Source organism: Kitasatospora phosalacinea, assembly GCF_000716545.1.
Lineage (GTDB): Bacteria > Actinomycetota > Actinomycetes > Streptomycetales > Streptomycetaceae > Kitasatospora > Kitasatospora phosalacinea.
Map to the genome: position 1 here is coordinate 76,529 of NZ_JNWZ01000010.1, position 21,463 is coordinate 97,991.

21 protein-coding genes and 2 pseudogenes are annotated in these 21,463 nt (G+C 75.7%); 9 read left to right on the plus strand and 14 right to left on the minus strand.

The features are described from left to right. Positions 1-21: 21 nt before the first annotated feature. Positions 22-978 (plus strand): serine hydrolase, encoded by a 957-nt coding sequence (locus OO48_RS34300; RefSeq protein ID WP_051731827.1) that lies wholly within the window; start codon positions 22-24, stop codon positions 976-978. A gap of 106 nt (positions 979-1,084) precedes the next feature. On the opposite strand, the gene OO48_RS07090 is transcribed toward OO48_RS34300, so the two are convergent. After that, the gene (locus tag OO48_RS07090; protein ID WP_033213508.1) at positions 1,085-1,954 is read right to left on the minus strand and encodes an NAD(P)-dependent oxidoreductase; all 870 of its coding nucleotides are present in this window, start codon (positions 1,952-1,954) and stop codon (positions 1,085-1,087) included. A gap of 260 nt (positions 1,955-2,214) precedes the next feature. Here OO48_RS07090 and OO48_RS07095 point away from each other — a divergent pair, with 260 nt between their 5' ends. Further along, on the plus strand, positions 2,215-2,748 hold the full coding sequence (locus OO48_RS07095; RefSeq protein ID WP_033213509.1) for a GNAT family N-acetyltransferase: 534 nt from the start codon (positions 2,215-2,217) through the stop codon (positions 2,746-2,748). 82 nt (positions 2,749-2,830) lie between these two features. On the opposite strand, the gene OO48_RS07100 is transcribed toward OO48_RS07095, so the two are convergent. Next, positions 2,831-3,559 (minus strand): TetR/AcrR family transcriptional regulator, encoded by a 729-nt coding sequence (locus OO48_RS07100; RefSeq protein WP_033213510.1) that lies wholly within the window; start codon positions 3,557-3,559, stop codon positions 2,831-2,833. 89 nt (positions 3,560-3,648) lie between these two features. Between OO48_RS07100 and OO48_RS07105 the strand changes: the two genes are divergently transcribed. Next, positions 3,649-4,509: an SDR family oxidoreductase gene (locus OO48_RS07105; protein ID WP_033213511.1), complete on the plus strand. Its 861-nt coding sequence runs from the start codon at positions 3,649-3,651 to the stop codon at positions 4,507-4,509. A 226-nt stretch (positions 4,510-4,735) separates the two neighbouring features. Here OO48_RS07105 and OO48_RS07110 read toward each other — a convergent pair whose 3' ends face one another. The 4 genes and pseudogenes from OO48_RS07110 to OO48_RS07125 all read right to left on the minus strand — a co-directional run bounded on the left by OO48_RS07110 (position 4,736) and on the right by OO48_RS07125 (position 9,849). Beyond that, positions 4,736-5,629, minus strand: a complete 894-nt coding sequence (locus tag OO48_RS07110) for an SGNH/GDSL hydrolase family protein (protein WP_051731828.1) — start codon at positions 5,627-5,629, stop codon at positions 4,736-4,738. A gap of 106 nt (positions 5,630-5,735) precedes the next feature. After that, positions 5,736-6,962, minus strand: a complete 1,227-nt coding sequence (locus OO48_RS07115) for a glycosyltransferase (RefSeq protein WP_245194539.1) — start codon at positions 6,960-6,962, stop codon at positions 5,736-5,738. 203 nt (positions 6,963-7,165) lie between these two features. After that, a pseudogene (locus OO48_RS07120) lies at positions 7,166-8,296 on the minus strand (glycosyltransferase family 4 protein); the annotation flags it as partial. 338 nt (positions 8,297-8,634) lie between these two features. Then, positions 8,635-9,849 (minus strand): amidohydrolase family protein, encoded by a 1,215-nt coding sequence (locus tag OO48_RS07125; protein WP_033213513.1) that lies wholly within the window; start codon positions 9,847-9,849, stop codon positions 8,635-8,637. A gap of 102 nt (positions 9,850-9,951) precedes the next feature. Between OO48_RS07125 and OO48_RS07130 the strand changes: the two genes are divergently transcribed. Further along, positions 9,952-10,422 (plus strand): MarR family winged helix-turn-helix transcriptional regulator, encoded by a 471-nt coding sequence (locus tag OO48_RS07130; RefSeq protein ID WP_033213514.1) that lies wholly within the window; start codon positions 9,952-9,954, stop codon positions 10,420-10,422. Positions 10,423-10,470: 48 nt separating this feature from the next. Here the strand turns inward: OO48_RS07130 and OO48_RS34305 are convergent. Beyond that, positions 10,471-11,459, minus strand: a pseudogene (locus tag OO48_RS34305) (aldo/keto reductase). Positions 11,460-11,579: 120 nt separating this feature from the next. Then, a complete protein-coding gene (locus OO48_RS07140) occupies positions 11,580-12,167 on the minus strand; it encodes a flavodoxin family protein (protein ID WP_033213515.1) in 588 nt (195 codons plus the stop codon). 191 nt (positions 12,168-12,358) lie between these two features. Between OO48_RS07140 and OO48_RS07145 the strand changes: the two genes are divergently transcribed. From OO48_RS07145 to OO48_RS38100, 3 genes are all read left to right on the plus strand, one after another. Continuing rightward, positions 12,359-13,087, plus strand: coding sequence for a TetR/AcrR family transcriptional regulator (locus OO48_RS07145; RefSeq protein WP_033213516.1), 729 nt, complete (start codon positions 12,359-12,361; stop codon positions 13,085-13,087). Between the two features lie 206 nt (positions 13,088-13,293). Continuing rightward, positions 13,294-14,124 carry a pentapeptide repeat-containing protein gene (locus OO48_RS07150; RefSeq protein WP_033213517.1) on the plus strand — a complete coding sequence of 277 codons (831 nt, stop codon included), beginning with the start codon at positions 13,294-13,296 and terminating at the stop codon, positions 14,122-14,124. A 135-nt stretch (positions 14,125-14,259) separates the two neighbouring features. Then, complete coding sequence (locus OO48_RS38100; RefSeq protein ID WP_157845391.1) at positions 14,260-14,502, plus strand: hypothetical protein; 243 nt, start codon at positions 14,260-14,262, stop codon at positions 14,500-14,502. A gap of 160 nt (positions 14,503-14,662) precedes the next feature. On the opposite strand, the gene OO48_RS07155 is transcribed toward OO48_RS38100, so the two are convergent. The 3 genes from OO48_RS07155 to OO48_RS07165 form a co-directional block, all read right to left on the minus strand. Further along, positions 14,663-15,238 (minus strand): rhodanese-like domain-containing protein, encoded by a 576-nt coding sequence (locus OO48_RS07155; protein ID WP_033213518.1) that lies wholly within the window; start codon positions 15,236-15,238, stop codon positions 14,663-14,665. 232 nt (positions 15,239-15,470) lie between these two features. After that, complete coding sequence (locus OO48_RS41135; protein WP_033213519.1) at positions 15,471-16,523, minus strand: TSUP family transporter; 1,053 nt, start codon at positions 16,521-16,523, stop codon at positions 15,471-15,473. Then, positions 16,520-16,894: a rhodanese-like domain-containing protein gene (locus OO48_RS07165; RefSeq protein WP_033213520.1), complete on the minus strand. Its 375-nt coding sequence runs from the start codon at positions 16,892-16,894 to the stop codon at positions 16,520-16,522. Before OO48_RS07165 ends, OO48_RS41135 begins: the two co-directional genes overlap by 4 nt. 299 nt (positions 16,895-17,193) lie before the next feature. On the opposite strand from OO48_RS07165, the gene OO48_RS07170 reads away from it, so the two are divergent. Both OO48_RS07170 and OO48_RS07175 read left to right on the plus strand, forming a co-directional pair. Then, positions 17,194-18,567, plus strand: a complete 1,374-nt coding sequence (locus tag OO48_RS07170; RefSeq protein ID WP_033213521.1) for an MBL fold metallo-hydrolase — start codon at positions 17,194-17,196, stop codon at positions 18,565-18,567. Positions 18,568-18,735: 168 nt separating this feature from the next. Continuing rightward, entirely contained in the window at positions 18,736-19,002 is a 267-nt protein-coding gene (locus tag OO48_RS07175; RefSeq protein WP_033213522.1) for a metal-sensitive transcriptional regulator, read from the plus strand. A 61-nt stretch (positions 19,003-19,063) separates the two neighbouring features. On the opposite strand, the gene OO48_RS07180 is transcribed toward OO48_RS07175, so the two are convergent. The 3 genes from OO48_RS07180 to OO48_RS07190 all read right to left on the minus strand — a co-directional run bounded on the left by OO48_RS07180 (position 19,064) and on the right by OO48_RS07190 (position 21,213). Then, positions 19,064-19,330: a metal-sensitive transcriptional regulator gene (locus OO48_RS07180; protein ID WP_033213523.1), complete on the minus strand. Its 267-nt coding sequence runs from the start codon at positions 19,328-19,330 to the stop codon at positions 19,064-19,066. Between the two features lie 63 nt (positions 19,331-19,393). After that, the gene (locus OO48_RS07185) at positions 19,394-20,302 is read right to left on the minus strand and encodes a lysophospholipid acyltransferase family protein (protein WP_063830630.1); all 909 of its coding nucleotides are present in this window, start codon (positions 20,300-20,302) and stop codon (positions 19,394-19,396) included. Further along, complete coding sequence (locus OO48_RS07190; RefSeq protein ID WP_051731829.1) at positions 20,299-21,213, minus strand: GNAT family N-acetyltransferase; 915 nt, start codon at positions 21,211-21,213, stop codon at positions 20,299-20,301. The genes OO48_RS07185 and OO48_RS07190 overlap by 4 nt, the downstream gene beginning before the upstream one ends. Positions 21,214-21,463: the final 250 nt, after the last annotated feature.

The following is a 21,463-nucleotide window of genomic DNA, read 5'->3' on the forward strand; positions in this document are numbered from 1 at the left end:
GACCCCAGGAGTCCGTACACCATGGCAACCCGCCGCCGCACCGACCCGCCGCGCCCCACGAGACTCGCCGGGGCGCTCGTGGCCGCCCTCGCGCTCGGCCTGGCCCCCGTCCAGGCGGCCTCCGCCGCACCCGTCGGCCACCCCGCGTACTGCTCCTCCGCGACCCACCCCGAGTTGGCCGACCGCCTGTCCCGCGACCTCGCCGACGCGATCCGGGGGCGGCGGTCCACGCTCGCCCTCGCCGTGCGCGATCCCGGCACCGGCCTGTCGTGCTCCCTCGACCCTTCGCGGCACTTCGACTCGGCGAGCATCGTCAAGGTCACCATCATGGGCGCGGTGCTGAGGATCGCCCAGGACGAGGACCGGCCGCTGACGCCGTTCGAGGAGGAGAACCTCCGGCCGATGATCACCCGGTCCGACAACGACGCCGCGGTCCGGCTGTGGAAGTACGTCGGCCCGGCCCGGATGCGGGCCTTCCTCGACCTGGCGGACATGCGCGACACGGTGCTGTCGGCCGACGGCTTCGGGCTCACCCAGGTCACCGCCGGCGACGAGATGAAACAGCTGGACGCCTTCACCGGCGACCTCGACGTCCTCACCCCCGAACACCGGGAGTACGGACTGCGGCTCATGGCCGAGGTCGAGGCGGACCAGCGCTGGGGCACGCCCTTCGGGGCCCCGCCCGACGTCACGACGCACGTCAAGAACGGCTGGCTGCAACGTGCCACGCACGGCTGGCGCGTGCACAGCCTCGGCATCTTCACCGGCCCCACCCGGGTCTACCGGATCGCCGTCCTCACCGACGACGACCCCACCGAGTCCTACGGCATCGGCACCATCCAGCGGATCTCCCGGCGGGTCCACCAGGATCTCGCCGACTCCGCCGACGGGGGCCGCGCCAGGATCTTCCCGGGCGCCCCCGACGTCACCGCGCCGGAGAGCGGCGACGGTTCCGCCTCCGAGGCCGGGGAGCGGTAGGCGGTCCGGAGGAGGGCTCCCTCCCGGTCCGGTCCGTCCGGTCCGGCCCGTCCGGTCCGGGAAGGGCTTGGGGAGGGCTCCCGGCATCCTCGAAGCTGACGTTCCGTCAGATTCCGGCGCGGGTGCGAGAGGTGGTGGAGATCGCCGCGAGGTCGTGCTCGCCGTGGCCGTGGGCGACGGCCTGGAGCAGCGAGTCGCGCAGCAACGAGGCCAGTGGGAGCGGGACTTCGGCGTCCGCCCCGGCCTCCAGGGCGAGGTTGACGTCCTTCAGGCCCAGCGCCAGGCGGAACCCGGCCGGCTCGAAGGACCGTTCGGTGATCATCGACCCGTAGCCGGCGTACACCGGGCCCGGGAACAGGGAGTTGGTGAGCACGTCGAGCAGCGCCGCCGGGTCGAGCCCACTGGCCTCGGCGAGCGCGGCCGCCTCCGAGAACGCCTCGATCGCCGACACCAGCAGGAAGTTGGCGCTGATCTTCGCGACGTTCGCGGCCGCCGGATCCTCCCCGAGCGGCCAGGTGCGGCGGCCCATCGCCTCGAACAGCGGTGCCAGCCGGTCGAGTTCGGCGGACGGCCCGGCGGCCAGGATGTTCAGGTTTCCGGCCGCCGCGACGTCCGTCCGGCCCAGCACCGGCGCCGCGACGTACCCGATGCCGTGCCGGGCGTGCAGTTCGGTCGCCCGGCGGGCCAGCGCGGGCGAGACGGTGGCCATGTTGACGTGCGTGGCGGCCCGCGCGCCGGACAGCAACTCCTCGTCCAGCAGCAGGCTCTCGACCACCCGGTCGTCCGCGAGCATCGAGACCACCACCTGCGCCCCGAACGCCTCGGCGAGCGGCCCGGCCGCCGAAGCCCCGTCGGCGACCAGCTCGGCCACCGGCTCCGGCGAGCGGTTCCACACCCGCACCGCGTGCCCGGCCGCCAGCAGCCGGCGGGCCATCGCCCGGCCCATGCCGCCCAGCCCGATGAAGCCGACGTCCATGCGTAGTTCCTCCCGTGCTCCCGACGGGTCGCGCCCGGCGGATCGAGACCGCCGGACCGCGCCCGGCGGATCCTGTTCCGGTGCTCCGAGGCGATGCTACGGCGCGGGCGGGCCGGTGGCGCGGGTTGTCCGGGTGGCGGCGCGGGCGGGCCGGTGGCGCGGGTTGTCCGGGTGGCGGCGCGGGCGGGGTGGCGGCGCGGGCGGTGCCGGGTGGTGTGCGGTGCTGCCGTTCGGGCCGGTGGTCTGGGACGATGCCGGGCATGGTGACGGTGCGGGCGGTGCACACGGCGGACCTCGACCCGGCGGGCCGGCGGACGGCCAGGGCGCTGCTGTTCGAGGTGTTCGGCGCGGAGATGACCGAGCAGGACTGGTCGCACTGCCTCGGCGGAATGCACGTGCTCGCCTGGGAGGGCGGCGAGTTGATCGGGCACGCGGCAGTGGTGCAGCGCCGACTGGTGAACGGCGGGCGCGTCCTGCGGGTCGGCTACCTGGAAGGCGTGGCCGTCCGGCGCGACCGCCAACGGCGCGGCACCGGCGGCCTGTTGATGGACGAAGCGGAGCGCATCGCGATGTCCGGCCACCAGCTCGGTGCGCTCGCCGCCAGCGAGGCCGGCGTCCCGTTCTACCTCGCCCGGGGCTGGCGCCGCTGGCCCGGCCCCACCTGGGCCCTCGGCCCGCACGGGCGGCAGCGCACCTCCGAGGACGACGGCGGGATCTACCTGCTGGGCGGTGAAGGGGAGTTGGACCCCGCCGCCGACCTGGTGTGCGACTGGCGCGAGGGCGACCTGTGGTGACCTGTGGTGACCTGACGGCCGGGTGGCGGGGCCGGGCGGACGGCCGCGTACCGGGGAGTGCGGTGCGGTCGGCGGCCGGGGTTCAGGCCGGGGGAGTGCCGCCGCTTCCCGCCAGGCGGGTGAGCCATTCGGCCAGGAGGTGCTGTTCGGCGTCGCTCAGCGCGCCGCTGTCGTCGGGGAGGGCGGCCCGCAGCGCGCGGGCGGCCGGGGCGGGGCCGGACTCCGCGGCGGGGACGGCCGGTTCGGCGCGGGTGACGGCCGCGACCATGGATTCGCGCAGGACGGTCAGCAGTGCCGGATCGCGGCGCTCGGCGGGGGTGGCGTGCCAGGTGGCCACCACGCCCAGGCCGGTGGCCTGGATGATCTGGGCGGCCAGCTCCTCGTCGACCCGCAGCCACCCCGCGGCCGCCAGCCGGCGCACCCGGCCGTGGAGGATCTCCAGGCCCGCGCGGTGCGCCGCGCCCGCCTCCGAACCGGTGGCCCGGCTCATCACGGCGAACAGCTCCGGGCGGGAGACCCCGAACTCCACCACCGTGTCCCAGCCGCGGCGCAGCTCCTCCACCGGGTCCTCCGGGGCGGGGTTGAGCCGGGCGCGCTTGCTCTCCAGGAACTGCGCGTAGCCGTGCTCGGCGACCGCCTCCAGCAGCCCGTCCTTGTCGCCGAAGAGGCGGTAGATGGCGGGCGGCTGCATCCCGGCCGCGGCGGCGACCGCGCGGGTGCTCATCGCGTCGGGGCCGCCGCTCTCCAGCAGTTCGACGGCCGCCTCGACGATGCGCCGCCGCGGGCTGTCGGTGGTGTCACGAGTAGGCATGTACCGATGATATCGGCATGTTGCTTCCACCGTTAGTTCCAGTGTTATCGTTCTAGTGATTCCACTGGAAACACCGATGGGAGAACCCCGTGATCATCGTGACCGGAGCCACCGGCGAACTCGGCCGCCGCATCGTCGAGCGCCTGCTGGAACGGCTCCCCGCCGACCGTGTCGGCGTCAGTGTCCGCGACCCCCGCAAGGCCCGGGGCCTCGCCGACCGGGGCGTGCGCGTCCGGCCGGGCAGCTTCGACGACCCCGACTCGCTCGTCCACGCCTTCGAGGGCGCCGAGCAGGTGCTGCTGGTCTCCCTCGACCGCACCGGCGAGGAGTGCGTCACCGGCCACCGCACCGCGATCGACGCCGCCGTGCGGGCCGGAGCCGCCCGCATCCTGTACACCAGCCAGATGGGCGCCGACCACGACTCGCACTTCCAGGCGTGCCGTGACCACGCCCGCACCGAAGACCTGCTGCGCGCCACCGGCCTGCCCTGGACGGCGCTGCGCAACGGCTTCTACACCTCCAGCGCCCTGCGGTTCCTGGAGCCCGCCCGCCACGGCGGAGACATCGCCCTGCCCGCCGACGGCCCCGTCGCCTGGACCGGCCACGACGACCTCGCCGAGGCCACCGCGGTGATCCTGGCCGACGAAGGCCGCTTCGAGGGCCCCACCCCGCCGCTCACCGCCCCGGTCGCACTCGACTTCGACGCGATCGCCCGGGAGGCGGCCCGGGCCACCGGGCGGCCCTTCACCCGCACCGTCGTCTCCGACGAGGCCTTCCGCGAGCAGGCCGTGGGGCACGGCGCCCCCGCCCCGATCGCCGACCTGATGGTGAGCATCTTCGCGGCGGCGCGCGACGGCGAGTTCGCCGCCGTCGACCCGACCCTGGCCGAACTGATCGGCCGGGAGCCCGTCGGCTTCCGCGCCCTGCTGGAGCGGGCCTGGGCTGAGTAACCCCGGCGGGCCGCCGGCCGGGCCGCGAGCAGGGGCCGCTCCACCTGCTCGAAGGTGAACGTCCGGCTCCCGCCGCGCACCTCGTCCGCCATCACGTAGTACTCGCCGGGCGCCGACCGCTCCTTCCGCTCCGTGACCCCGGGGCCGCCGGCGGGCCACGGTGCGGCCTGCCGGTGGCGCCGGGGCCGGGGCTGGGCGGGGCGCCGGCCGCTGAAGTGGGTTGCGGCTACTGGTCGTTGGCGGCCGGCTCCAGGGGGCGGGACGGCTGGGTCGTCGGTTGGGGCGTCGGCTGGGCGCGGGTGGGGACCAGCCTGGCGATGACCGCGGCGGTGGCGTCGGCCTCGGCCCGGTCGAGGTGGCGGGCCGAGCCGCGCAGCAGGTGCCGGGACTCCAGGGCGGCCAGGGCGAGCAGCCCGGGCAGCAGGTCGGTCGAGCGGGCCGCCACCCAGCGGGTGCCCTGGGTGGCCATCCACCACAGGTCCGCCCCGCGGCCGGGCGCGGGCACCGCGAACGGGACGGGCGCCGGACCGACGGGGTGCCCGGCCCCGGCGAGCAGGGCGTGGAACTCGCGGGCGATCAACTGGTGGCCCAGGGCGCTCGGGTGCAGCCGGTCCACGCTCAGCAACTCCCGCCGCCGCGTCCAGGGCAGCTCCGCCAGGTGCAGGTGCACCGCCCCGTAGTGCGCCGACAGCGCGTGCACCACCGCGTTGACGCCCCGCATCCGCCGGGCCAGCGGCCGGGCCAACGGGGCCGGCAGCCCCAGCAGTTGACCCGGGTCCGGCAGGCAGGCGGTCAGCGGGACGGCCCCGGCGGAGGTCAGCGAGGAGAGGGCGGCGGCGAATCGGCGGCCGGTCGACTCCAGGTCGAAGGACGCCCGCAGGGTGTCGTTGCCGCCGACCAGCACCGCCGCGTACCCGGGGCGCAGCGCGAGCGCGGTCGGCAGTTGGGAGACCAGCAGGTCGCGGCTGAGCGCGCCGCTGCCGGCGAGGTTGCGGAACTCGACGGGATCCGGCGAGAGGGCGGGGGCGAGCAGCGCCGCCCAACCCCGCCACCCCCCGGGCACCGGATCGCCGACACCCTCGGTGAGGGAATCGCCGAGCGCGGCGAATCGAACTGTCATCACGTCCCTCCGGCGGGGCTGGGGAAGGTGGTGGAACCGGTCGAACTCCGGTGCGGTCGGCGGTGGTCGCGGCTCCGTTCGACTGTCGGCCCGGCCGGTTTCCGGATCAGTCGGCGGCGTTCGGGGCGGCGGGCAGGAGCGGGTCGGCGGCGGGGGAAGAGCCGTCGGTGGGGGAGGGGGCGGCGGTGGCGGCCCGGTGGGCGGTGAGGAAGGCGGTGGTGGCGGCGCTCCAGCTGAACTGCTCCGCCCTGGCGCGGGCGGCGGCCCGTCGCTCCGCCTCCGGCCGTTCCAGCAACTCCCGCACCGCCAGGGCGAATCCGGCTCCGGTGTCGGCCGCCGCGAGACCGGCGGCCCCGACCACCTGGGGCAGGGCGGAGGACCGGCTGACCGCGACGGGTGTGCCGCAGGCCAGCGTCTCCAGGGCGGCCAGGCCGAAGGTCTCCACCGGCCCCGGGGCGATCACCGCGTCCGCCGTGGCCAGCAGGGATGCCAGCTGGGAGCGTTCCGCCAGATGGCCGAGGAACCTGACCGGGAGCCGGAGTTGAGCGGCCCGGCGTTCCAGTCGGCCGCGCAGCGGGCCCGCTCCCGCGACCGCCAGCACGGCCGGCACCCGGTGCCGACGGCGCAGCTCGGCCAGCGCCTCCAGCGCCCGTTCGGGCCGCTTCTCCCCGGACAGCCGGGAGCACATCACCAGCAGCACCTGCCGCGGATCGGCCAACTCCGCCCGCAGCGACGGGTCGTGGCACTCCGGACGCATCGTCTCCAGGTCCACCCCCAGCGGCGCCCGCTCGACGTTGCGGGCGCCGATCCGCCCGAACTCCTCGGCCGCCCACGCCGTCGTGCACAGCACCGTGTCGTAGTCCCGCGCGGTACGGGAGTTGAGGCGGTCGGCAAATCGCCGCGCGGTGCCGGACGGCACGCCCCGGGCGCCGAGCACGCCGGTGGCGCTCTCGTGCGAGACCATCATCGACCGCACCCCGTGCGCCCGCGCCCACCCGCCCGTCCAGCGCAGCGTGGTGCGGTCCGACACCTCCAGCCGGTCCGGCGCCAACTCCTCCAGCAGCGCGGCGAGTCGGCGCCGGTCGCGGAGCACCCGGTAGCCGCCGGTGCCGGGAACGTGCGGGCCGGGCAGCGTGATCACCCGGCCCTGCTCGGTCCACTCGTCGCTGCGAGCCGGCCCCGGCACCACCAGCACCGGCCGGTGGCCCGCCGACAGGTACCCGGCGCCGAGGTGCCGCAGCGCCGTCCGCAGGCCGCCCGAGACCGGGGTGACGAAGTTCGCCACCCGTACGATGCACAACCCGCCGTCCGTGCGGGCCGGTTCGCGGTTCACGCGGGCTGCTCCTCGACCGAGAGCGAAGCGGTGGCGGGTGTGGCGGCTTCGGCGGGCGCGGGCGCGGGCACGGGGGTCTCGGCGGGTGCGGCGGGCTCGGCCTGGCGGGGTGCCGGGACGCTGCCGAGGAGCGACGGCGCGGCGAGGGCCGGGGCGGTGGCCGGGGCGGGGGTCGGAGCGGTGGCCACGGCGCGCTGCCGGTGCTCGGCGAGCACCTCCTCGTAGTGCCGGATCAGCTGGTCGCCGACCGCCTCCCAGGTGCGGTCGGTGACGTCGGCCCGGCCCGCGGTCCCGTACCGGGCGCGCAGTTCGGGGGCGCCGGCGAGTTCGGCGACGGCCCGGGCGACGGCGTCGGGGTCGCGCGGGGCGACCAGCAGCCCGGTGCGCCGGTGGCCGACCAGGTCGAGCGGCCCGCCGACCGCCGGGGCGACCACCGGGACGCCGCTGGCCATCGCCTCCTGGATGGTCTGGCAGAAGGTCTCCAGCGGGCCGGTGTGCACGAACAGGTCCAACGAGGCGAAGTAGCGGGCGAGTTCGACACCGGTACGGCGACCGAGGAACACCGCGCCGGGCATCGCCGCCTTCAACGCGGAAGAGCTCGGACCGTCCCCGATCACCACCACCCGCACCCCCGGCAGCCGGGACGCCTCGGCCAGCAGGTCCACCCGCTTCTCCGGGGCGAGCCGTCCGACGTACCCCACCAGCACCTCGCCGCCCGGGGCCAGCGAGCGGTGCAGCGCCTCGTCGCGGTGGTCGGGGTGGAAGCGCGCCGAGTCCACGCCGCGCGCCCAGATCCGCACCCGGCGCACCCCGTGCGCCGTCAGGTCCTGCGCGGCCGGGGTGGACGGCGCGAGCGTGCGGCCGGCGGCGCGGTGCACCGAACGGATCCGGGCCCAGGCGACCGCGGAACCGACCCCCCGGCCCATCCGGTACGCCTGCGCGTACCCCGCCAGGTCGGTCTGGTAGACCGCCACGGTCGGCAGGTCCAGGCGCTCGGCGAGCCGTGCGCCGCGCGCGCCGAGGACGAACGGGCTGGCCAGGTGCACCACGTCCGGTCGGTGGGCGGTCAGCGCGGCGGCCAGTCGGCGGCCGGGCAGCGCGATGCGCACCTGCGGGTAGCGGGGCAGCGGGACGGAGGGGACGCGCACCACCGGCAGCGGTTCCCGGTCCGGGCCGAAGGACTGCGGCGGGCAGTGCGCGCCCCGGGCCGGGGCGGGGGCGATCACCAGGGGCTGGTGGCCCCGCCGGACGAGGTGCTCGGCAACCCTCAGCACGCTGTGGGCCACGCCGTTGACCTCGGGCGGGAAGGACTCGGTGACGATGGCGACTCGCATGCCAACGTTGTTGCCAACCCGGGCGTGCGGTCAGCCAAAGGGATCTTTCGCGCAGACGAACGTCTGCCGCCATTTCCGCACTGGTGTCTGAATCCCGGCTCCGGGCGGGGCGGGAGGCGCGGAGCGCGGCCGCGCCGGGCGGGAGAGTCGGCAGCAGGCAGGAAGCCCCCCGCCATCCACCCGGCCGGGCTCCACGGCAACGCCCCCACGGCCTCACCCCCGGCCGGTCGATACCCGGGACGGCGTTCGGCGAATTCCGCCCGGGTTGGGACGAACCGCCACCCCGCCCTGTGGCCGGTCCGCCGGGGCGGGAGCGGGTGGCGCCGCGCCGTGTCCGGTCATCGCGCCAGGCGGGCGCCCCGGCGCCAGACGGCGCGGGTGTTGAGGGTGTCGCCGATGTCGGTGGTCGGGTCGCCGTCGACGAGGAGGAGGTCGGCACGGAGTCCTTCGGCGATGCGGCCGCGGTCGCCGAGGCGGAAGCGGCGGGCCGTGGTCGCCGTGGCTGCTCGCAGGGCGCGGGCGGGGGTGAGGCCCGCGGCCACGAGGTACTGCAGTTCGTGGTGGAGGCTGGCCCCGTGGGCCAGTCCTCCGAAGAAGGTCTCCGGCATGGAGGCGTCGGTACCGGCCAGGATGTCCACTCCGGCGGCGTCCAGGGCGCGCACGGTGTCGTACACGTCGTCGAGCCTGCCTTGCGGGTAGCGGTCGTAGCTGGAGCGCAGGGTCCGGTCCCACCGGTCGTCGAGGCGGGCGGCGACCCGGGGGTCGTCGGCCAGTTCGCTGCCGGTGATGCCCATCATCGAGGCGTTGAGGCTGATGCAGGGGACGACGAACATGTCCCCGTCCTTGATGAGGTCGATGATCTCGGCGGTGTGCGGCCGGTCCATGAAGACGTGGACGAGGCCGTCGATGCCGGCCTCGGCGGCCGTCCTGGTGGCTTCCACGGTCAGGGCGTGCGCCACGGTGAGGGCGCCGTACTTCTTGGCCTCCGCCACACCGGCGTTCACGGTGGCCTGGTCGAGGACGGGCAGCCCCGGGTGTCCCTCCACGCTGCCGTCGTCGATCATGAACTTGATGAAGTCGGAACCCCGGGCGAGGAGTTGGGGGACGAAGGCGGCCGCCTCCTCGGGAGTCGTGGAGAAGGGCATCAGCGGCATCACCGGCGGGAGGTCCCGCTTCGGCCGGAACCCCTCGGGCATCAGCTCGCTGGGGTGGCCTCCGGGAGGCGTGATGGCGAAGCCGGCCGAGCGCACGTCGGCCACGGTGTCGTCCTCGGTGACGGCGGCCCGGTTCTCCCGGGTGTTCATCCCCTGCATCTCCAGTTCGGTCGTCACCCCGAACCGCAGGGCGAGGGCCAGGGAGCCGGGGGCGGAGTGGACGTGGGCGTCGATGAGCCCCGGCAGCAGGGTGCCGCCGCGGCCGTCGACGACCTCGCTGCCGCGCGGGACGTCCCCTCCGACCTGGGCGATCCTCCTGCCGTCGATGACCACGGTCTGCACGCCGAGGGTCTTCTCCCCGTCGAAGACCCGGGCGTTGGTGATCGCGGTGAGTGTCATGGCGGTTCGCCTCGTTCCTTTGTTCTCCACATTTACATACCTGATGCTATGTATTTGATCGAAGGTATGCAAATGTGCGGGCGCGGGCCTAGACTCGGGCGCATGAGCAGTGCGTCCTCCCCCGAGCGGTCCCCCGACGACCAGGCACTGGACCAGATCGGCCCGGCGCTGTCCCGGCTGCGGCGACGCGCACCGGCTTCGGGCCGGGACCTCTCCCGCAACCTCGTGCTCAACGTCATCGCCGACGCGCCGGGCGAGACGACCGTCGGGGGCCTCGCCGCCGAGATGGGCGTCGCCCAGCCGGTGGCCAGCCGGACCGTCGCCGCCTGCATCGAGGAGGGGCTGCTGCGCCGGGCGGCGTCGCAGTCCGACGGGCGCCGGACCGTGCTCGAACTCACCGAGCACGGCGAGGCCGAGCGCAACCGCTTCGCCACCGAGCAGCGCGCGGCGTTCGAGGAGATCACCGCCGCCTGGTCGCCGGAGGAGCAGGTCCAGTTCGCGCGCCTCCTGGCCCGCTACGGCGTCGACGCCGCCGCGTGGTCCAGGAGGCGGGCCGCCGCGGGCGGCGACTGAGCGGACCGGCCCCGCATCCGGCTCCGGGGCGGCGGTGGCGCCGCGCGCTCAGACCCAGGTCGGCACGTGCCCCTCGGGGTAGCGGGCGCCGAAGCCGCCGCGGGGCAGGATCTCGTCGACGGCCTCGAGGTCGGCACCGGTGAGGGCGAGGTCGGCGCTGCCGACGTTCTCCTCGATGCGCTGCGGACTGCGGCTGCCGGGGATCGGCACGATGTGCCCGCCCCGGGCCAGGAGCCAGGCCGGGCCAGTTGGGCGACGGTGGCGCCCTTGGCCGCCGCGAGTCGGGCGAGCCGGTCGACGGCTCCGGCGTTGCGCTCGAAGTTGCCCGGCTGCCAGCGCGGGTCGGTGTTGCGCACGTCGGCGGCTCCGTACCGGCCGGCGGGCTCGGCGGTGCCGGTGATGAACCCGCGGCCGAGCGGGGAGTAGGCGACGAAGCCGATGCCGAGCTCGTCCAGGACGGGGAGGACCTGCTCGACCTCCCGTTCGAACAGGGAGTACTCGGTCCGCAGGACGGAGACCGGCTGCACGGCGTGCGCCCTGCGGATCGTCTCGGGTCCGGCCTCGCTGAGGCCGAAGTACTTCACCTTGCCCGCTTCGATCAGCTCCTTGACGGTGCCCGCGACCTCCTCGACGGGCACGTCGGGATCGACGCGGTGCTGGTAGAGGACGTCGACGTGGTCCACGCCGAGGTGGCGCAGGCTGGTGTCGGCGGCCCTGCGGATGCTGTCGGGCCTGCTGTCAAGGGCCTTGCCGAGCCGCTCCGCGGGCACCGACACGTCGACGCCGAACCTGGTCGCCAGGACCACGTCGTCGCGAAAGCCCTTGACCGCCCTGCCGACCAGGGCCTCGTTGGATCCGGTGCCCAGGCCGTACATCTCGGCGGTGTCGAAGAGGGTGACGCCCAGTTCGTACGCGCGACGCAGGGCGGCGATGCCGGTCCCCTCGTCGGCGGACCCGTAGGCCATCGTCAGGCCCATCGCGCCGTAGCCGATCGCCGAGACCTCCAGGCTTTGGCTTCCCAGTGTCCGGTGTTGCACGGAGTACTCCTCGGGGAGGACCGGTGCCGCCCCGTCGGCGGCCGCCCGTCGAAGGGCGGCCCGGGTGCCGGCGGGGGGCACCGGAGGTGTGGTGCGGGTGGTTGCGGACGGGCCGCGGCGTCAGCGCGCCGAGGCCGCCAGGCCGGCGCGGTGGATCCGGGTGTGCTCGGCGACGCGCCGGCCGAGGTGGCGGGCGGTGCTCAGGTCCGCGTCATGGACGGCGGGCGTGTCGTTGAAGCTCTGCGCCCCGGCGCCGAGGTAGAAGCCGAGGCGGTTGTCGCCCTGGGGGTCGGAGGTGGTGGTGTTCCAGCCCGGCAGGAGGTTCAGGCTCACCCAGAGCATGCCGTGCTGGGCGGCCAGGAGCGAGAGGTACTGCAGGGTGTGCAGCTTGTCGCCGCTCATGGAGCCGGAGTTGGTGAATCCCGCCGCGAGCTTGTCGCTCCAGGCGCGGGTGCTCCAGCGCTTGCTGGTGGCCTCGGCGAAGGCGTGGAAGGCCCCCGAGGCGGTGCCCATGTAGGTGGGGGCGCCGAAGACCATGGCGTCCGCGGCGTCCATCAGCTCCCAGTCGGCGTCGCCGAGGGAGGCGACGTCCACCCGGTGGACCTGTGTCCCGGCGAGGGAGCGCGCGCCGTCGGCCACGGCCGCGGCGAGCTGTGCGGTGTGGCCGTAGCCGGAGTGCGACGCGATGACGATCGAGATGTCGGACATGGGTGTGCCTCTCCTGCCGCGACGGCGGCCTGTTCGATGGAAGTGCCGGTGGACGGCGCGCCGCCCGGACAGGGCGCGGCGCACGCCGGACCGTGCGGGCCGGTATCGGTCGCCGCCGGTTGGATCGCTGTTCCGGCCAAAACAGTAGCACCGTTAATCCAGTGATCCGCAAGATGCGATATCGTCGTTCCATGAGTGAGGGACGACGCGACGCGCGACGCCAGGTACTGCAGGTGGCCGCCGAACTCCTGGAGGAGGGCGGCAGCGGGGCGGTCTCCACCCGCGCCGTCGCCGCGGCCGCGGGCATCACGGCCCCGGCGCTGTACCGGATGTTCGAGGACAAGGACAGGCTCCTGGCCGAGCTGGCCGCCTACGGGTTCGAGACCTACCTGGCCGAGAAGCGGGAGGCGTTGGCGCTGACCCCCGACGACCCGGTCGCCGACCTCCACCGCGGCTGGGACCTGCACGTCGACTTCGGGCTGCGGCACCCCGCGTTCTACGTGCTCATGTACGGCACCGTGCAGCCCGGGCGCCGGCCCCCCGCCGCGGACGAGGCGCACGCCCTGCTGGTGGCCCTGCTGAGCCGGACGGCCGACGCGGGACGCCTGCGGATCCCGGTGGCCCGGGCGGCCCGCGTCATCCACGCGGCGACCACCGGGGCCACGCTGGCGCTGATCGGCGAAGAGCCCTCGCGACGGGACCTGGCCGTCTCCACCCGGCTGCGGGACACCGTCATCGCCTCCGTCACCACCGACGCCCCCGCTCCGTCCGGCCCGGACCTGGCCTCGCGCGCGCTCGCCCTCGACGCCGCGCTCCACGCGGCGCTGGCCGCCGGACCCTCGGCCGCGAACCCCGGAGTGCCCCTGCGGGAGGCGGAGGCGGCCCTGCTGCGCGAATGGCTCCAGCAACTGGCCGGTTAGCCGGTGCCGCGTCCGTCCGGATCGGCGGGCGGACCGGGGGGAGGCGCCCGCGAGGTGGAGTCCGGCCGACTGGGCGGGTCCGGGGCCGGGTGCTGGCGCGGGTGCGGGTGCGGGGCCGGGTCTGGACCAGGGCGTGGTTCGGGAGCGGTCGGTCGGACAGGGAGAATGAGAACCGACCGGCACCCCAGCGCAGGAGACCCCGTACCGTGACCGACCAGCAGCACCCCGTTCCCACCGGCCGTCGACTCGACCTGCTCGCCGACTGCTCCGCCTGCTTCGGGCTGTGCTGCGTCGCCCTGGCCTTCGCCAAGTCCGCCGACTTCGCGGCGGACAAGAACGCCGGCACGCCCTGCCGCAACCTCCAGGCCGACCACCGCTGCGGGATCCACACCGAACTGCGCCAACGCGGCTACCAGGGCTGCACCGTCTTCGACTGCTTCGGGGCCGGGCAGAAGGTCTCCCGGCACACCTTCGGCGGCCGCGGCTGGCGGGAGGACCGGGACACCGCCCGGCAGATGTTCGAGACGTTCCCGGTGATGCGCCAACTCCACGAGCTGCTCTGGTACTTGGCCGAGGCGATGGAGCTGCCGAAGGCCCGGCCGGTGCACGCCGAGCTGCGCCGGACGTACGACGACGTCGAGGAGCTGACCGGCCGGGACGCCGCCGCGCTGATCGCCGCCGACGTGCCCGGCATCCGGGCCGGGGCGAACGAGCTCCTGCTCCGGGCCAGCGAACTGACCCGCAAGGGGCTGCCGGGCAAGCGGCGCAACCACCGGGGCGCCGACCTGATCGGGGCCCGGCTGCGCGGCGCCGACCTGCGCGGGGCCAACCTGCGCGGCGCCTACCTGATCGCCGCCGACCTCTCCGGCGCCGACCTGCGCGAGGCCGACCTGATCGGCGCGGACCTGCGGGACGCCGACCTGCGGGGTGCCGACCTGACCGGTGCGCTGTTCCTCACCCAGCCCCAACTCGACGCCGCCAAGGGCGATTCGGCCACCCGTCTCGGCCCCGGGATGGTCCGCCCCGCGCACTGGTGAGACCGGCCGCCCGGCGCGCGAGGGGGGCGCGCGGGGGCGCGCGCAGACCCGGGAATCGGGATTAATTGCCTGCGGTCAGGGCGGAACCGGGCGTATGGTCATGAACTCCCCGACGCGAGAGGAGGATCATCCGCGATGGGCATGTTCAAGGACGCACCACCCAGCGAACACCCCGACTTCACCCAACTGCGATTCATGGCCGCCGGTACGCCCTCATGGTGGAAGCGCAACCGCCACAAGGCACTTGGCGTGGCGGGCCTGCTGGCCGGCTTCTGGCTGGCCAGCCACTACGGCGCCGCCCCCGCCGCTTCCTGCGATCCGGCCACCACCACCGGCACGTCCGCCCCCGGCCCCCAGGGCGCCGCCGTCGGCCGCTGAACACCCGTTCGGCGGCGGCGCGTTGCCCGCCGGCCCGGGGGTGGACGTGCCGGTGGCGGGCGCACGAAGGCCCCCGGTGCCCACCCGGCCGGGGTGGAGGGCGCCGGGGGCTAACCGCCCGTCGTGCGAAGGTGGTTGACGGGAAGTCAGGTACCGCGCGTCACTTGCCGCCGTCGCGCAGCGCGGTGAGCGTCGCGTCGAGCGCGGCGCCCGAGTCGCGCGGGCGGTTGTACGGGAGCTTGCCCAGCAGCGTCCCCATCGCGCAGGTGTTGCTGACGGCCGAGAACAGCAGGCCGCCGCCCACCGCGGCCGACACCCAGCGCACACCGGGGACGGCGACGTCCACGACGACGCCCGCCAGCACCAGCGAGCCGGCCACCAGCCGGACCTGCCGGTCCATCGCCCAGCGGAGCTTCTGGCCCGGCACCCGGTTCAGCGTTCCGCCGTTGGCCGTCCAGGCGGAGGTGCCGCCGTCGACGAGCAGCGCCTGCACGCCGGCCGAGGCCAGCTGCTCGCAGGCGTTCAGGGCGCGGGCGCCGGAGGCGCAGACGACGGCCAGTTCGCCGCGCTCGGCGGCGGCCCGCAGTGCGGGCAGCGCCTGCGGCAGCCGGTCGAGCGGCACGTTGTGGGCGCCGGGGATGTGGCCGCCGACGAACTCGCCGGGGGAGCGGACGTCGATGACGGTCAGCTGGTGCAGGCGGGGCTGGAGCTGGTCGACGGTCAGGGGCGTGGTCATCGGAACGGGTGAGCCCTTCGGGAGGAGACCGCCCCGGCGCGTACGGACGGGCCGGGCGGGGGGAGCGGGAAATCGGGGGAGTGCCCAAGGGCGCCTGAGCGGCACCGAGGGCCGGAAAGACCGGGCGGGCGGCATCGCCGCAGGTGAGCGGCGATGGAGTCGTGCCGGCCGGGGCGTATCAGCCGGAGTGTGTCGGCCGGGGCGTGCCGACCGGGGCGTGTCGGCCGGGGTGTCAGAGCACGGCGTCCACCAGCATCAGGGCGGCCACCGCCAGCAGCGCACTGGCGAACAGCCGTCGCAGCGTGCGGCCGGACAGCTTCGCCGCGAGCCGCTTGCCGTCCCAGGCGCCCAGGACCGCGGCGGCGGCGAACGGGCCCACCGCCGACCAGGGGATCTCGGCGGCCGCGCCCAGCCGGGGCAGCAGCGCGGCCAGCGAGTTGAGCGTGATCACCAGCAGGCTGGTGCCGATCGCCTCGGCCATCGGGAAGGCCAGGAAGGAGACCAGTGCGGGCACCGCGAGGAACCCGCCGCCGACGCCCAGCACCCCGGTCGCCGCGCCCAGCCCGGCCCCCGCCAGCGCGGCCCGCCGCACCGGGACGGACGCCCCGGCGGAAGGCTCGGCGGAGGTGGCGGCGGAGGTGGCGGCGGCCGCCGGGAGCGGGCACGGTTCGGGGTTCGTCCGTGCGGAGATCGTCTCGGTGGCGACGACCACCACCGCCCCCGCGCCGCCGAAAGCGCCGCCGGGCGCGGGGTCGGACGCGGAGCCGGGCGCCGGACCGGTGGCGGGCCCGGGCAGCAGCCGGGCGACCGCCGCCGGTCCGAGGGCGGAGGGCAGCGCCCGCGCGGGCCCCGGAGGCGGTGCGAGGACGGCGGCGTCGCCGATGCCGTCGGCGTGGCCGGCGTCACCGCCCGCCCGTCCGCCGCGCCGGTCGCCCGCCAGCATCCGCCAGGCGGCCAGCCCGGCCAGCAGCGCGAACGCGGCGGTCAGGGCGGCCCCCGGCAGGTGGCGGGAGAGCGCGCCGCCGAGCGCGGCGAACGGCAGCCCGGCCGCGCCGAACAGCAGCCCTTCGCGCCAGCGGACGCGCCCGGCCCCGGCGTGGGCGACCAGGCCGGTGAGCGAGGTCACGGCGACGATCAGCAGGCTGGCGGTGGTCGCGGTGCCGGGCGTCAGCCCGATCAGGTAGATCAGCGCGGGGACGGCCAGCATGCTGCCGCCGCCGCCGAGGCCGCCCAGCGCCAGACCGACCACCGCGCCGGCCATCAGGGCCAGCAGGACGGTGCTCATATCGCGCCGCCGCAGCGACACTCGCCGCGGTGCACGGGCAGCCCGGCCCGCAGCCAGTCGCGCATGCCGCCCGCCACGTTCACGGCCGGCACCCCGTGCGCGTTCAGCAGGTCGGTGGCCGTCTGCGAACGGCTCCCGGAGCGGCACACCGCCAGCACCGGCCGCCCGCCGCCCGCCGCGCGCACCGCGTCGAGGCCCGAGGTGCCGCCGAGGCCGCCGAGCGGTACGAGGACCGCGCCGGGCGCGTGCAGTTCGGCGTGCTCCGCGGGCTCGCGCACGTCGAGCAGCACCGCCTCGCCGGCGACGGTCAGGCGGTGCGCCTCGGCGGGGTCGATCTGCGCGGGCGCGGGTGGCTGGGGGGTCCGGGCCACGGTGTCCTCCTGGGCTGGGCGGGGGCGGTACGGGGGTGTTCCGGCGGTTCCCGGACGGCTGACCGTCCTCGGGAAGATACCGGTGGGGGTATATCGTTGGTATCGAGCATATACCCCCACCCGTATCAACGAGGCGGGCCTTTTCGTCGAGAACTGCCTGTAAGAATACCTACGGGGGTATCCGGGGCCCGCAGGCCGGTACCCGCGTCCGAGCAGGACGCTCCGGCCGGGGGCCACGCCCGCCACCCCCTCCGGCGCGCCCCGCCGCGCGCCCACCCGACGCAGAGAAGAGGACTTCCGTGTTCTTCGCCCAGTACTACCTCGACTGCCTCTCCCAGGCCTCGTACCTGATCGCGGACGAGACCACCGGCCGCGCCGTGGTGGTCGACCCGCGCCGGGACGTGGACGAGTACCTCGCCGAGGCCGAGGTCCGCGGCTTCACGGTCGAAGGCGTCATCAACACCCACTTCCACGCCGACTTCCTCTCCGGCCACCTCGAACTCGCCGACCGCACCGGCGCCTGGATCGGCTACGGCCGCCGCGCCGAGACCGAGTACCCGATCCGCGAGCTGGCCGACGGCGAGCGGATCAGCCTCGGCGACGTCGTCCTGGAGATCATGGAGACGCCCGGCCACACCCCCGAGTCGATCAGCGTCCTGGTCCGCGAGAAGGCCGACGACGCCGTCCCGTACGGGGTGCTCACCGGCGACGCGCTGTTCATCGGCGACGTCGGCCGCCCCGACCTGCTCGCCTCCGCCGGCGCCACCGCCGACCAGCTCGGCCGGATGCTGTACGACAGCGTCCAGCGCAAGCTGATGGCGCTGCCCGACGAGGTCCGGGTCTTCCCCGCGCACGGCGCCGGCTCGGCCTGCGGCAAGAACCTCTCCACCGAGCGGCAGTCCACCATCGGGCGGCAGCGCGCCACCAACTACGCCTGCGCGCCGATGACCGAGGACGAGTTCGTGGCCATCGTCACCGCCGGGCAGCCCACCGCCCCCGGCTACTTCGGCTACGACGCCGACCTCAACCGCCGCGACCGCGACCTGTTCGACGCCGCCGCCCTCGCCGTCCCGCTGGACGCCGGCGCCTTCCTCACCCGCCGCGCCGAGGCCGGCACGGTGGTGGTCGACGCCCGCGACCCGCTGGACTTCGCCGCCGGACACCTGGCCGGCGCCGTCAACGTCCCCGCCGACGGGCGCTTCGCCGAACAGGCCGGCACCGTCCTCGACCCGGCCTGGCCGCTGCTGGTGATCGCCCCCGGGGGCCGCGAGCGGGAGACCGTCACCCGGCTCGCCCGGATCGGCTTCGACCGCGTCGCCGGCTACCTCGCCGACCCCGAGACCGCCTTCCGCGCCGTCCCCGGGCAGATGCGCCAGGCCCCCCGCCGCACCGTCGCCGACCTGCGCGCCGAACTCGCCGGGGCCGAACCCCCGCTGGTCCTCGACGTGCGCGGCGAGGGCGAGCGCGCGGGCGGCCGCATCCCCGGCTCCGTCCACCTCCCGCTCGCCGAACTTCCGCACCGCCTCGCCGAGATACCGCAGGACCGCCCCGTCGTCGTGCACTGCGCCGGCGGCCACCGCTCCTCCATCGCGGCCAGCCTGCTGCGCCACCACGGCCACCCGCTGACCTCCGACCTGCTCGGCGGCTACGGCGCCTGGGAGGCCGCGGCCTGAGCCGCCCGGGAGAGCGCCGGGCCGTCCGGCGGACGGGGGAATGTGCCGTCCGCCGGGCGGGTTGATACGGGGCGGGGTATGAGTGGCGCGGCGTACGACGCGACACGAACACCGCGAACACGGGGGCGGGCAGCGACCAGCACCCGCCGAGGACGAGGAGGAGACCCGATGCAGGTGGGCGACGAGGCCGTCGGCGCGGTGCTGAACCGGTTGCGCCGGGCGCAGGGCCAACTGGCCGGCGTGATCGCGATGATCGAGGCCGGGCGCGACTGCAAGGACGTGGTGACCCAGCTCGCCGCCGTCTCCAGGGCCCTGGACCGGGCCGGGTTCAAGATCGTGGCCAGCGGCATGCGCCAGTGCCTGGCCGAGTCGGAGGAGGGCGCGCCCCCCATGAGCGAGGCCGAGCTGGAGAAGCTCTTCCTGGCCCTCGCCTGAGCCGCACCACGCCGTCCGTGCGCACCGCACTCCGGCGCGGTGCGCACCGCGGGGCCGACGGTCAGGCCAGGGTCAGGAACATCTTCTCGAGTTCCGCCTCGGTCATCGGCGCGGCGCCCTCCTCGGCCTCCGCCAGGCACTGGCGCATGCCGCTCGCCAGGATCTTGAAGCCCGCCCGGTCCAACGCGCGCGAGACGGCGGCGAGTTGGGTGACCACGTCCTTGCAGTCGCGCCCGGCCTCGATCATCGCGATCACCCCGGACAACTGGCCCTGTGCCCGGCGCAGCCGGTTCAGCACCGCGCCGACTGCCTCCTCGTCCACCTGCATCGAGCACCTCCTCGCCCTTTTCTGAACTCGCCCGATCATACGGGAGGCGCCCGACCCGCCCGCCTACCCTCCGACCTCCACCGATCCCGCGGGTTCCGGGACGCGGGCCGGGCGTTCGACGGGGTGCGCGCAGGCCGCACGGCCGGGGGCGTCGGGCCGGGTCGCGCCCGGGTCGCGCGACCGGTCGACCACCCGCTGGGCCGCCGCCGCGAGCTGCCGGCGGCCCGGGAACAGCGCGGGCGGCAACTGCGGCAGGAACTCGACCTCCGCCGTCAGACCCCGCGCCGAGACCACCCGCCACAGCGAGGCCGCCAGCCCGTCCTCCCCGACGAACGCCGGTGCGGTGCTGGGCCGCCCGTCCGCGGTGCGGTAGCGCAGCGTCACCGGCTGCACGGGCACGTCCGCCCGCACCGCCGCCTCGAACAGCGCCGGACGGAACCGCCCGCCGCCGCCCCGCCCGCACCAGGTGCTGCCCTCCGGGAAGACCACCACCCGCTCGCCCCGGCGCAGCGCCGCGGCGATCTCCTCGACCGTCCCGGGCAGCGCCCGCAGCCGGTCCCGGTCGATGAAGATCGTCCCGCCCCAGGCGGTCAGCGGACCGAGCACCGGCCAGCGGCCCACCTCGGTCTTGGCCAGCATCCGGCCCGGGCGGACGGCGGCGACCAGCAGGACGTCCAGCCAGGAGATGTGGTTCGACACCAGCAGCGAACCCCCCGCCGGCCGGCCCGGTGCCGCGCCGGCCCGCACCCGCACGCCCAGCGAGGCCAGCAGCAGCCGCGACCACCAGCGCACCAGCCGCTCCGCCGGCAGCCACGCCAGCGCGCGCACCAGCGGCGTCGCCAGCACCCCGGCGGCCAGCACCAGCAGGCAGCAGGCCAGCCGCAGCGCACGCCGCGCCGCGCCCGCCCGGGGCCCGGCGACGCTCACGCAGTCACCGGGCGTGCACGGCGCGGTCGGCAGCCAGGCACTCATGCCGCCGTCGCCGTTCCGCGCCCGGCCGCCCGCGCGGGGACCGGGGGAGCCGGAGCGCCGCCGGGAGCGTCCGAAGTGCCCCCGATGATCGCGGAGATCGGCAGGTCCGCCGCGGCCGCCAGGAAGTGCCGCAGGTAGCGCGGATCGGTGCGCTCCAGCGACAGCAGCACGTACAGGTCGGCCACGTTGAAGTCCGGGTCGTACGCGGGCTCGCCGCACACCCACGCCCCCAGCCGCAGGTAGCCGCGCAGCAGCGCCGGCACCGGCGTGCGGCCTGCCCGCGCCACGCCCTCGGCCGACCACGGGCGCAGCGGGGCGACCCGGTACCGCGGCGGGGCCAGGTGCTTGGCCGAGACGGCGTCCCACACCCCGGCGGCGGTCGTGCCGCCGTCGGACAGCGGCACCGAGCAGCAGCCCGCCAGCCAGGCGTTGCCGGTGGCGGTCATGTAGCGGGCGATGCCGCCCCACATCAGGTTGATCACCGCGCCGTTGCCGCGGTGCGCCTCGGCGATGCAGGACCGCCCGACCTCCACCAGCCCGTCCCGCAGCCCGCCCAGCCGGGCCAGGTCGAACTCGGTGTCCGAATACAGCCGGCCCGCGCGGCGCGCCTGCTCGGGGCGCAGCAGCCGGTACGTGCCGACCACCTCGCCGGAGGGCAGTTCGCGCACCAGCAGGTGGTCGCAGAACTCGTCGAACGGGTCGGCGTCCAGGCCGGGCAGCGGCGAGTCCAGCACCGCGCCCATCTCGTCCGCGAACACCCGGTGGCGCAGCCGCTGGGCGGCCTTCACGTCCTCCGCGGTCCGGGCGAACGCCAGCTGGTACGAGGGCTGTCGGGGCTCCGGCTGCCGGTCCGACGGCAGCCGGGAGGGCTGGGCGGGGACGTGTCCGGAACGGGCGGGGGCGGTGGTCATGGCGGGACTCTCCGGGATCTCGGGGCGCGGTAGGGTGGCGACGGACAGCACGGGACGACACGCGACGACACGAGCGCTCGCACCCGGTCCGCCGGTCGGGCGGCGCCGGCCACGGGCGGTCCCCGTATGTCTCCCCGACCCGACTGGCCCGGAGGTGACCGGCCGAGGGAGGGCAGATGTGCACCTGCTGAATGCCCGGTTCGGCCCCTGCGGGCGCCCCGGGCGCGGCACCCGCCGCGGCCTGCGCACA

Excerpts from the sequence above, each read along its gene's own strand:
- OO48_RS07140 (WP_033213515.1), bottom strand. The coding sequence starts at position 12,167 with ATGTCCGACATCTCGATCGTCATCGCGTCGCACTCCGGCTACGGCCAC.
- OO48_RS07155 (WP_033213518.1), bottom strand. The coding sequence starts at position 15,238 with ATGACCACGCCCCTGACCGTCGACCAGCTCCAGCCCCGCCTGCACCAG.
- OO48_RS07090 (WP_033213508.1), bottom strand. The coding sequence starts at position 1,954 with ATGGACGTCGGCTTCATCGGGCTGGGCGGCATGGGCCGGGCGATGGCC.
- OO48_RS41135 (WP_033213519.1), bottom strand. The coding sequence starts at position 16,523 with ATGAGCACCGTCCTGCTGGCCCTGATGGCCGGCGCGGTGGTCGGTCTG.
- OO48_RS07145 (WP_033213516.1), top strand. The coding sequence starts at position 12,359 with ATGAGTGAGGGACGACGCGACGCGCGACGCCAGGTACTGCAGGTGGCC.
- OO48_RS07110 (WP_051731828.1), bottom strand. The coding sequence starts at position 5,629 with ATGACAGTTCGATTCGCCGCGCTCGGCGATTCCCTCACCGAGGGTGTC.
- OO48_RS07100 (WP_033213510.1), bottom strand. The coding sequence starts at position 3,559 with ATGCCTACTCGTGACACCACCGACAGCCCGCGGCGGCGCATCGTCGAG.
- OO48_RS07185 (WP_063830630.1), bottom strand. The coding sequence starts at position 20,302 with ATGAGTGCCTGGCTGCCGACCGCGCCGTGCACGCCCGGTGACTGCGTG.
- OO48_RS07175 (WP_033213522.1), top strand. The coding sequence starts at position 18,736 with ATGCAGGTGGGCGACGAGGCCGTCGGCGCGGTGCTGAACCGGTTGCGC.
- OO48_RS34300 (WP_051731827.1), top strand. The coding sequence starts at position 22 with ATGGCAACCCGCCGCCGCACCGACCCGCCGCGCCCCACGAGACTCGCC.
- OO48_RS07190 (WP_051731829.1), bottom strand. The coding sequence starts at position 21,213 with ATGACCACCGCCCCCGCCCGTTCCGGACACGTCCCCGCCCAGCCCTCC.
- OO48_RS07125 (WP_033213513.1), bottom strand. The coding sequence starts at position 9,849 with ATGACACTCACCGCGATCACCAACGCCCGGGTCTTCGACGGGGAGAAG.
- OO48_RS07130 (WP_033213514.1), top strand. The coding sequence starts at position 9,952 with ATGAGCAGTGCGTCCTCCCCCGAGCGGTCCCCCGACGACCAGGCACTG.
- OO48_RS38100 (WP_157845391.1), top strand. The coding sequence starts at position 14,260 with ATGGGCATGTTCAAGGACGCACCACCCAGCGAACACCCCGACTTCACC.
- OO48_RS07180 (WP_033213523.1), bottom strand. The coding sequence starts at position 19,330 with ATGCAGGTGGACGAGGAGGCAGTCGGCGCGGTGCTGAACCGGCTGCGC.
- OO48_RS07095 (WP_033213509.1), top strand. The coding sequence starts at position 2,215 with ATGGTGACGGTGCGGGCGGTGCACACGGCGGACCTCGACCCGGCGGGC.